This window comes from Sutterella parvirubra YIT 11816 (assembly GCF_000250875.1).
GTDB classification, from domain to species: domain Bacteria; phylum Pseudomonadota; class Gammaproteobacteria; order Burkholderiales; family Burkholderiaceae_F; genus Sutterella; species Sutterella parvirubra.
In genome coordinates, this window is the sequence record NZ_JH604944.1 from 6,262 (window position 1) to 13,589 (window position 7,328).

Annotated in this window: 8 protein-coding genes; 7 read left to right on the top strand and 1 reads right to left on the bottom strand. The window is 67.4% G+C overall.

Features of this window, described 5'->3' with window-relative positions; all coding sequences use genetic code 11:
* The 7 genes from HMPREF9440_RS11400 to hypE all read left to right on the top strand — a co-directional run.
* Positions 1-181 (top strand): hypothetical protein (locus tag HMPREF9440_RS11400; RefSeq protein ID WP_172634285.1); only part of this gene is annotated, 181 nt, incomplete at its 5' end.
* Entirely contained in the window at positions 174-548 is a 375-nt protein-coding gene (locus HMPREF9440_RS04515) for a hydrogenase maturation nickel metallochaperone HypA/HybF (protein WP_008541905.1), read from the top strand. The genes HMPREF9440_RS11400 and HMPREF9440_RS04515, both read left to right, overlap by 8 nt.
* A 110-nt stretch (positions 549-658) precedes the next feature.
* Positions 659-1,516: a hydrogenase nickel incorporation protein HypB gene (hypB, locus tag HMPREF9440_RS04520; protein WP_008541906.1), complete on the top strand. Its 858-nt coding sequence runs from the start codon at positions 659-661 to the stop codon at positions 1,514-1,516.
* 30 nt (positions 1,517-1,546) lie between these two features.
* Positions 1,547-3,937 carry a carbamoyltransferase HypF gene (hypF, locus tag HMPREF9440_RS04525; RefSeq protein ID WP_008541907.1) on the top strand — a complete coding sequence of 797 codons (2,391 nt, stop codon included), beginning with the start codon at positions 1,547-1,549 and terminating at the stop codon, positions 3,935-3,937.
* Between the two features lie 67 nt (positions 3,938-4,004).
* Positions 4,005-4,229 (top strand): HypC/HybG/HupF family hydrogenase formation chaperone, encoded by a 225-nt coding sequence (locus HMPREF9440_RS04530; protein ID WP_008541909.1) that lies wholly within the window; start codon positions 4,005-4,007, stop codon positions 4,227-4,229.
* Positions 4,226-5,371 carry a hydrogenase formation protein HypD gene (gene hypD / locus HMPREF9440_RS04535; RefSeq protein WP_008541910.1) on the top strand — a complete coding sequence of 382 codons (1,146 nt, stop codon included), beginning with the start codon at positions 4,226-4,228 and terminating at the stop codon, positions 5,369-5,371. The genes HMPREF9440_RS04530 and hypD overlap by 4 nt, the downstream gene beginning before the upstream one ends.
* Positions 5,368-6,387, top strand: a complete 1,020-nt coding sequence (gene hypE / locus HMPREF9440_RS04540) for a hydrogenase expression/formation protein HypE (RefSeq protein WP_008541911.1) — start codon at positions 5,368-5,370, stop codon at positions 6,385-6,387. The genes hypD and hypE overlap by 4 nt, the downstream gene beginning before the upstream one ends.
* Positions 6,388-6,486: 99 nt before the next feature.
* On the opposite strand, the gene HMPREF9440_RS10495 is transcribed toward hypE, so the two are convergent.
* Positions 6,487-6,957 carry a hypothetical protein gene (locus tag HMPREF9440_RS10495; RefSeq protein ID WP_050816115.1) on the bottom strand — a complete coding sequence of 157 codons (471 nt, stop codon included), beginning with the start codon at positions 6,955-6,957 and terminating at the stop codon, positions 6,487-6,489.
* Positions 6,958-7,328: the final 371 nt, after the last annotated feature.

Genomic DNA, 7,328 nt, shown 5'->3' on the forward strand with positions numbered 1-7,328 from the left:
CGAAGGCGCCGCCGCCCGCGTCGCCGCCGAGATCGTGCGGCGCCTCTGCGGCGAAGGCCCCAAGTGCGAACGCTGCCGCCAAGCTCTTGAACAAACCCTGAAGGAAGCGCTCTTCGGACTCGACGCCTGCGTCCCGGTCGTCTTCCAGCACCGCGCCAACGGAGGCCAGCCCCATGCATGAAGTTTCGATCGCCGAAGGGATTCTCGACGTCGTCGAGCGCACGGCCGAAGCCAACCAGATCGCCGCCGTGGGCTCGATCCGCGTCGCGGTGGGGGAATTGGCCGGGGTCGACATCCCGAGCCTCACCTTTGCGTGGCAGAGCGTGAGGAAGGGCTCCGTCGCCGAGCGCGCCGAGTTGGTCCTTGAGCGCCCGCCCGGGCGCGCCTGGTGCATGACCTGCGGGAAGGACGTCCCGCTCGCGCGCTACGGCGACCCCTGCCCCGACTGCGGGGGGTTCCAGCTGATGGCGACGGGCGGCACGGAACTGCGCGTCGTCGACTTCACGGAGCTCACCGACGAGGGATCGGACAAAAACGCCGAAGGCTGACGCCGGCCCGAAGTAGGGGCGTCCGGAGCGCCGCTCCGGCTCCTGCCATCGGCGCCATCCCCCAAGACATTCACTACGAAAACCCATCTACGAACAGGAACCCGAACACCATGTGCACGACTTGCGGCTGCGGGAGCGGCCACACCCACACGCACGTCCACACGGACGAAAACGGCATCGAGACGATCACGGTCCACGAACACCACCACGACCACGATCATCACCACGATCATGATCACGGGGACCACCACCATCACCACGATCACGACCACGGTCCGCAGCACAGCCACATGCCGGGCACCCCGGCCGCGCGCGCCGTGATGGTCGAAGAGGACATCCTCGGGCGCAACAACCGCATCGCGAACGAAAACCGCACCGAGTTCGCGAAGCACCGCGTGTTGGCTTTGAACCTCGTCTCCTCGCCCGGGTCCGGGAAGACCGAGCTCCTTTCCGCCACGCTCACGAAGCTCGCGGGCGACATCCCCACCGCCGTCATCGAAGGCGACCAGGAAACGACGAACGACGCCGCCCGCATTCAGGCAACCGGCACCCGCGCCGTGCAGATCAACACCGGGAAGGGCTGCCACTTGGACGCCCAGATGGTGAAGGACGCCTTGGCGCGCCTCCCGCTCGAAGACGCCTCGATCCTCTTCATCGAAAACGTCGGAAACCTCGTCTGCCCGGCGGAGTTCGACCTGGGCGAAGCCCACAAGGTCGCGGTGCTTTCCGTCACCGAAGGCGAAGACAAGCCGCTCAAGTACCCCGACATGTTCCGCGCGGCGGACATCTGCATCATCAACAAGGTGGACCTTCTTCCCTACCTCAAGTTCGACATCGAGAAGGCCGAGGAATTCATCCGGCGCGTCAACCCCCGCGCGAAGATCTTCCGCACGTCGGCCACCTCGGGCGAAGGGTTGGAGCGCTGGAACGCGTGGCTCAAAGCCTCGCTTCTCGCCGCCTCGATCTGATCTCCACCCACAGGGAACAAAGGAACGCCCATGACGGCAACCGCGAAGAACTTCCGCGTCAACGGTCTCGTGCAGGGCGTGGGCTTTCGCCCGACGGTCTACCGGATCGCGGCAGCGCTCAACCTCACCGGCTACGTCTGGAACGACGCGGCCGGCGTGGGGGTTCACCTGGAGGGCGACCCCGAGGCGCTCGCCGCCTTCCCCGAGACGCTCATCCGGGAGAAGCCCCCGCTCGCGCGCATCGACGTGATCACGCCGGAAGACGCGCCTTTCGAGGGGTGCGAAGCCTTCACGATCACGGAGAGCCGCTCGGAGGGTCCCGTCGTCACGGCGATCACGGCGGACGCGGCCACCTGCCGGGCGTGTCTGGAGGACGTCTTCACGGCGGGAAACCGCCGCCACCGCTACGCCTTCACCAACTGCACGCACTGCGGGCCGCGCTTCACGATCACGAAGTCGCTCCCCTACGACCGGCCGCAGACCTCGATGCGCGTCTTTCCGATGTGCCCGGCCTGTTTGAAGGAGTACGAGGATCCCCTCGACCGGCGCTTTCACGCGCAGCCCAACGCCTGCCCCGTCTGCGGGCCGCAGCTGACGCTTCTTTCCATCACGGGCGAGGCGATCCCCGGCGACCCCGTGCGCGAAACCGTGCGGCTCCTCAAAGAAGGCAGAACCGTCGCCGTCAAGGGGCTCGGGGGCTTTCACCTCGCCGTGATCGCGAACGACGCGGCCGCGGTCGCGAGGCTCCGCGACCGGAAGGGCCGCTCGGAAAAGCCCCTCGCCGTCATGTGCGCGAACCTCGCGTCCGCCGCGACCTTTGCGCAGGTGAACGACGCCGAGCGCGAGCTCATGCTCTCCCCGGCGCACCCGATCGTGCTTTTGAAGAAGCGCCCCGACGCACCCGCGTGGCCGGGGGTCGCGGACGGCCTCACCGAGATCGGCGTGATGCTTCCCTACACACCGCTTCACGCCCTTCTCTTTCACGCGCTCGCGGGCGAACCCGAAGGGACGGCGTGGTTGGAGGACGCCGTCATCCCGGAAGCCCTCGTCATGACGAGCGCGAATCCCGGGGGTGAACCCCTCGTGATCGACAACGACGAAGCGATGCGGCGGCTCGCCCACATCGCCGACGCCGTGCTCCTTCACAACCGCGAGATTCTTCTCCGAAACGACGACAGCGTCGTGCGGGTCGCCGAAGAGGGCCCCCTCTGGGTGCGCCGCGCCCGCGGAGCGGTGCCGGAATCGATCGTCATGCCGGACGTTCCCGGCATGGATGAGGCCTCGCGCCCCTCGGTCCTCGCCTACGGCCCCTGGATGAAGGAGACGCTCTGCCAGACGCGCGGCGGCGAAGCCTTCCTCTCGCAGCACATCGGCGACCTGGAAAACCGGACCGTCGTTCACGCGATGAAGGAAGGGGCCGAACATTTGGCCCGCATTCTCGCCAAGGCGCCCGACGCCTTCGCCTGCGACGCGCACCCCGACTTCGCCTCGACGCACGAAGCCGAAAGGCGCGCGGTCGAGTCGGGCCTCCCCCTCGTCAAGGTCCCGCACCACGCCGCGCACGTCGCGGCGGTGGCGGCGGAAGCAGGGATGACGGGGCGCGTCTTGGGGCTCGCCTTGGACGGGGTCGGCCTCGGCCCCGACGGCACGCCCTGGGGCGGGGAACTCCTCGCGCTCGAACCCGACCACTTCACCCGCCTCGGGCACCTCGCGCCGCTCGCGCTCCCCGGCGGGGACCGCGCCGCGCGCGAGTGCTGGCGCGTGGGCGCGGCGCTCATGGACGCCGTGGGGCTCGCCGACCGGATCGGCGAGGTCTTCCCCGAGACGCCCGAAGCCCGCCAGATTCCGAAGCTCGCGAAGATTGAACGCCTCTCGCCCCGGACGACGTCGCTCGGCCGACGCTTCGACGCCGTCACCGCCGTCCTCGGCTTCGTCACGGTGCAGCAGGACGAAGCCTGGGCGGCGATGCGCCTTGAGGCGGAAGCGCAGAAGGCCGCGGACGCCATGGGGCTTGCCGACTTTGGTGCGTTCCCCTACTGGCCCGATGCCTGGCAGATTCATGCGGACGGCGTTCTCGACATGACGACCCTCGATCGTCGTCTCGTCGAAGGGCGCCTCGCGGGCGAAGACCCCGCGAAGCTCGCGCTTCTCTGGCAGACGACGCTCACCCATGCCCTTGCCGACTGGGCCGTGAAGCTCTGCGGGAACGATCCCGCGGGCGCGCACATCGTGCTCTCGGGCGGGTGCGTCGTCAACCGGACGTTGGCGGACGGCCTTCCCCGCCTCATGCGCCTTCGCGGGATCGACGCGGTGCTTCCGCACCGTGCGCCGCCCGGCGACGGCGGCGTCGCCTTGGGGCAGGCGTGGATCGCCCTCCGGGCGCTCGCCCTCGGCCGCACCGACTATGATTTCAAAGCTTGACGGGGCGGCTTGAAGCCCAAAATCAGCCCCAGCCGCACCGTTTCCCACTTTTCAGGAGTACCGACCCATGTGCCTTGCCATCCCCGCACGCATCACCCGCGTTGCCGATGACGGCCGCACCGCCGAAGCCGACATCGGCGGCATCGAGAAGTCGATCGACGTCTCCCTCATCGACGACCCGAAGCCCGACGACTGGGTGATCGTTCACGTGGGCTTCGCATTGAACCGCATCAGCCCCGAAGAGGCCGCCGAAACCCTGAAGCTCATCAACGCCGAAGGGGGCCTCTCGTGAAGTACGTCGACGAATACCGCACCCGCCCCGAAGCGCAGGCGCTCGCGGCCAAAATCCGCGAAGAGGCCGATCCCGCCCGCGTCTACCGCTTCATGGAGTTCTGCGGCGGGCACACGCACGTGCTCTCGCGTTGGGGCCTGACCGACCTTCTCCCTGAGAACGTCCGCATGATCCACGGCCCCGGCTGCCCCGTGTGCGTGCTCCCCATGGGCCGCATCGAGAGCGCGCGCGAACTCGCCTTGGAGCACGACGTCACGCTCTGCACCTACGCCGACCTGCTGCGCGTTCCCGCGGTGAAGGGAAAGTCGCTCTTCGACGCCCGCGCCGAAGGGGGCGACGTCCGCATGATCTACTCGCCCATGGACGCGGTCAAAATGGCCCGCGAGAATCCGGAGCGCCAGATCGTCTTCTTCGCGATCGGCTTCGAGACGACGACGCCGCCCACGGCCGCGGCGATTCTCGCCGCGAAGGCGGAGGGCCTCAAAAACTTCTCCGTCGTGTGCTCGCACGTGCTGACGCCCGCGGCGATGAACCACATTCTCGACACGCCCACGGCGCCCAAATTGGACGGCCTCGTCGGCCCCGCCCATGTCTCGACCGTGATCGGTTGGAAGCCCTACGCGTCGTTCGCGGAAAAGCGCCGCGTGCCCGTCGTCGTGGCGGGCTTTGAGCCGCTCGACATGCTGCTCTCCATCCTGATGCTCGTCCGCCAGGTCAACGACGGCCGCGCCGAAGTCGAAAACGAATTCACCCGCGCGGTCACGGCCGACGGGAACCGCAAGGCGATCGCGCTCATGGACGAGGTCTTTGAGCTGCGCGACAGTTTCGAATGGCGCGGTCTCGGGAGCGTCCCGCACTCCGCCCTCAAAATCCGCGAGGCCTACGCCGAATTCGACGCCGAGCGCCGCTTCAACCTCCCCTACCGGAGCATCCCGGAGCCCAAGTCCTGCCTCTGCGGCGAGATCCTCAGGGGCGAGAAGGAGCCCGCGCAGTGTCCGCTCTTCGGGCGCGGTTGCACGCCCTCGCACCCGATCGGCGCCTGCATGGTCTCGTCCGAAGGCGCCTGCGCCGCGCTCTGGACGTACGGCCGCCGCGCCGACAAAGAGAAGACGAAGAACACGAACCAGGAGACGACCAAGTGATCAACATCAAGACCGGCCGCGTCGCGATGACGCACGGCTCCGGCGGCCGCGCCACGGCGGAACTCATCCGCTCGATCTTTGCGAAGCACTTCTCGAACGAGTGGCTCGATCAGCGCCACGACGGCGCGGTGCTCCCGCCCATCACGAATCCCGTCGCGGTCTCCTGCGACGCGCACGTCGTGAAGCCCCTCTTCTTCCCCGGGGGCGACATCGGCCGCCTCGCGGTGGCGGGGACGGTGAACGACGTGAGCGTCTGCGGCGCGAAACCCCTCTGGCTCGCCGCGAGCTTCATCCTTGAAGAGGGTCTCCCCTTCGAGGTGCTCGACCGCGTCTGCGCCTCGATGGCCGCGACCGCGAAGGAAGCGGGCGTCGCGATCGTCACGGGCGACACCAAGGTGGTGGACCGCGGCCTCGCTGACGGCCTCTACATCTCGACCGCCGGGATCGGTGAGAAGATCACGTCCCGCACGATCGCGGGCACGGAAGCGAAGCCCGGCGACGTCGTGATCGTCACCGGGACGATGGGCGACCACGGCACGGCGATTCTGTCGGAGCGCGAAGGGATGAGCTTCGGGACGACGATCGAATCGGACGCCGCGCCCCTCAACGCCGTCGTGGCGGCGGTGCTCGAAGCCGCCCCCGACACGCACGTGCTGCGCGACCCGACCCGAGGGGGCCTTGCCACGACCCTCAACGAAATCGCGACCGAGAGCAACACCGGGATCCTTCTCGACGAAGCCCTCATCCCCGTGAAGCCCGAAGTGAAGGCCGCGTGCGAATTCCTGGGGCTCGACCCCCTCTACGTCGCGAACGAAGGGAAGCTGATCGTGATCTGCCCCGAGGCGCAGGCCGAAGCGGCGCTCGCCGCCATCCGCACCTCGCCCTACGGGCGCGACGCGGCCGTGGTCGGCCGCGTGACGGAAGAAAACGCCGGCTTCGTCGAGATGACCACCCTGATGGGCGGCCGCCGCGGCGTCGACTGGCTCACGGGCGAGCAGCTCCCCCGCATCTGCTGACCGGGTTTGCCGGACTCCATCAGCACGAAGCCCGCGGCGTCAGGTCCGCGGGCTTCGTCGTTTCGGAATTCGGGATTCGGCGGTTCGACGGTTCGACGGTTACGCCTTCTTGTCGCCGGGCTGTTCTTCCTGCTTCTCTTCAGCCTTTTCTTTGGTCTTCTCTTCCGGCTTCGCTTCGGCGGGTTCCGTCTTCGCCTTCATCTTTTCGAGAATCTTCGCCGTCTGCGCGCTCCCGTCGTCGACGCCCTTGTAGAGCATGACCGTTTTCCAGTTGACGACGAACATCAGCGCGACGACGGCGAGCCCCTGGAGGGCGTAGCCCGTCAGCGTCGCGGCGGAGGGTTCTTCCGTCAAGCCGTAGAAGGCGAGAAAGAAGACGCGCGGGTCGTTCGACTGCCAGGCCGTCACCGTGAAGGCGAGAAGACTCGCCGCGTAGAAGAGAAACGCCACGCCCAGAAGCGTCTTCTGGATCGGCCAGCGGAAGCCCCTGCGGCGCGCGATCAGGAAGATCACGACGGGGATGAGGAAGGGGACCGCCATCAGCGTGGTGTTGAGAAGCCAGGAGAGCATGGGGGTGTCGGTGGTGTTCGGTGTTTTGCGGGAGGCCTTTTGGGCGGTGCGATTATCGCACGGCGTCGGGGTGGGCACGGAGACTTGCTGTTTTTGGGCGGCGAACAATGACCGCCTATCGGTCTTGACATTTCCGTCGAAGCCGGGCATAACGATTACGAAATTCAGAGGGACTACCCACTGTTTCAGTCGAATCCCCTGGTCCTGTACGATTGACACAAAACTAAGATGGCGCAACCACGCTCTCGCGCACGGGCTTCCGACTTACTCGGAAGCCCGTGTTTTTCAAGGATTCTCCGCTCTCAATTTCTCCCACCTGGACACAGGCCACACAGCAGTCTCCGTCCTTGCACAGCCATCCGGCGTGGCGG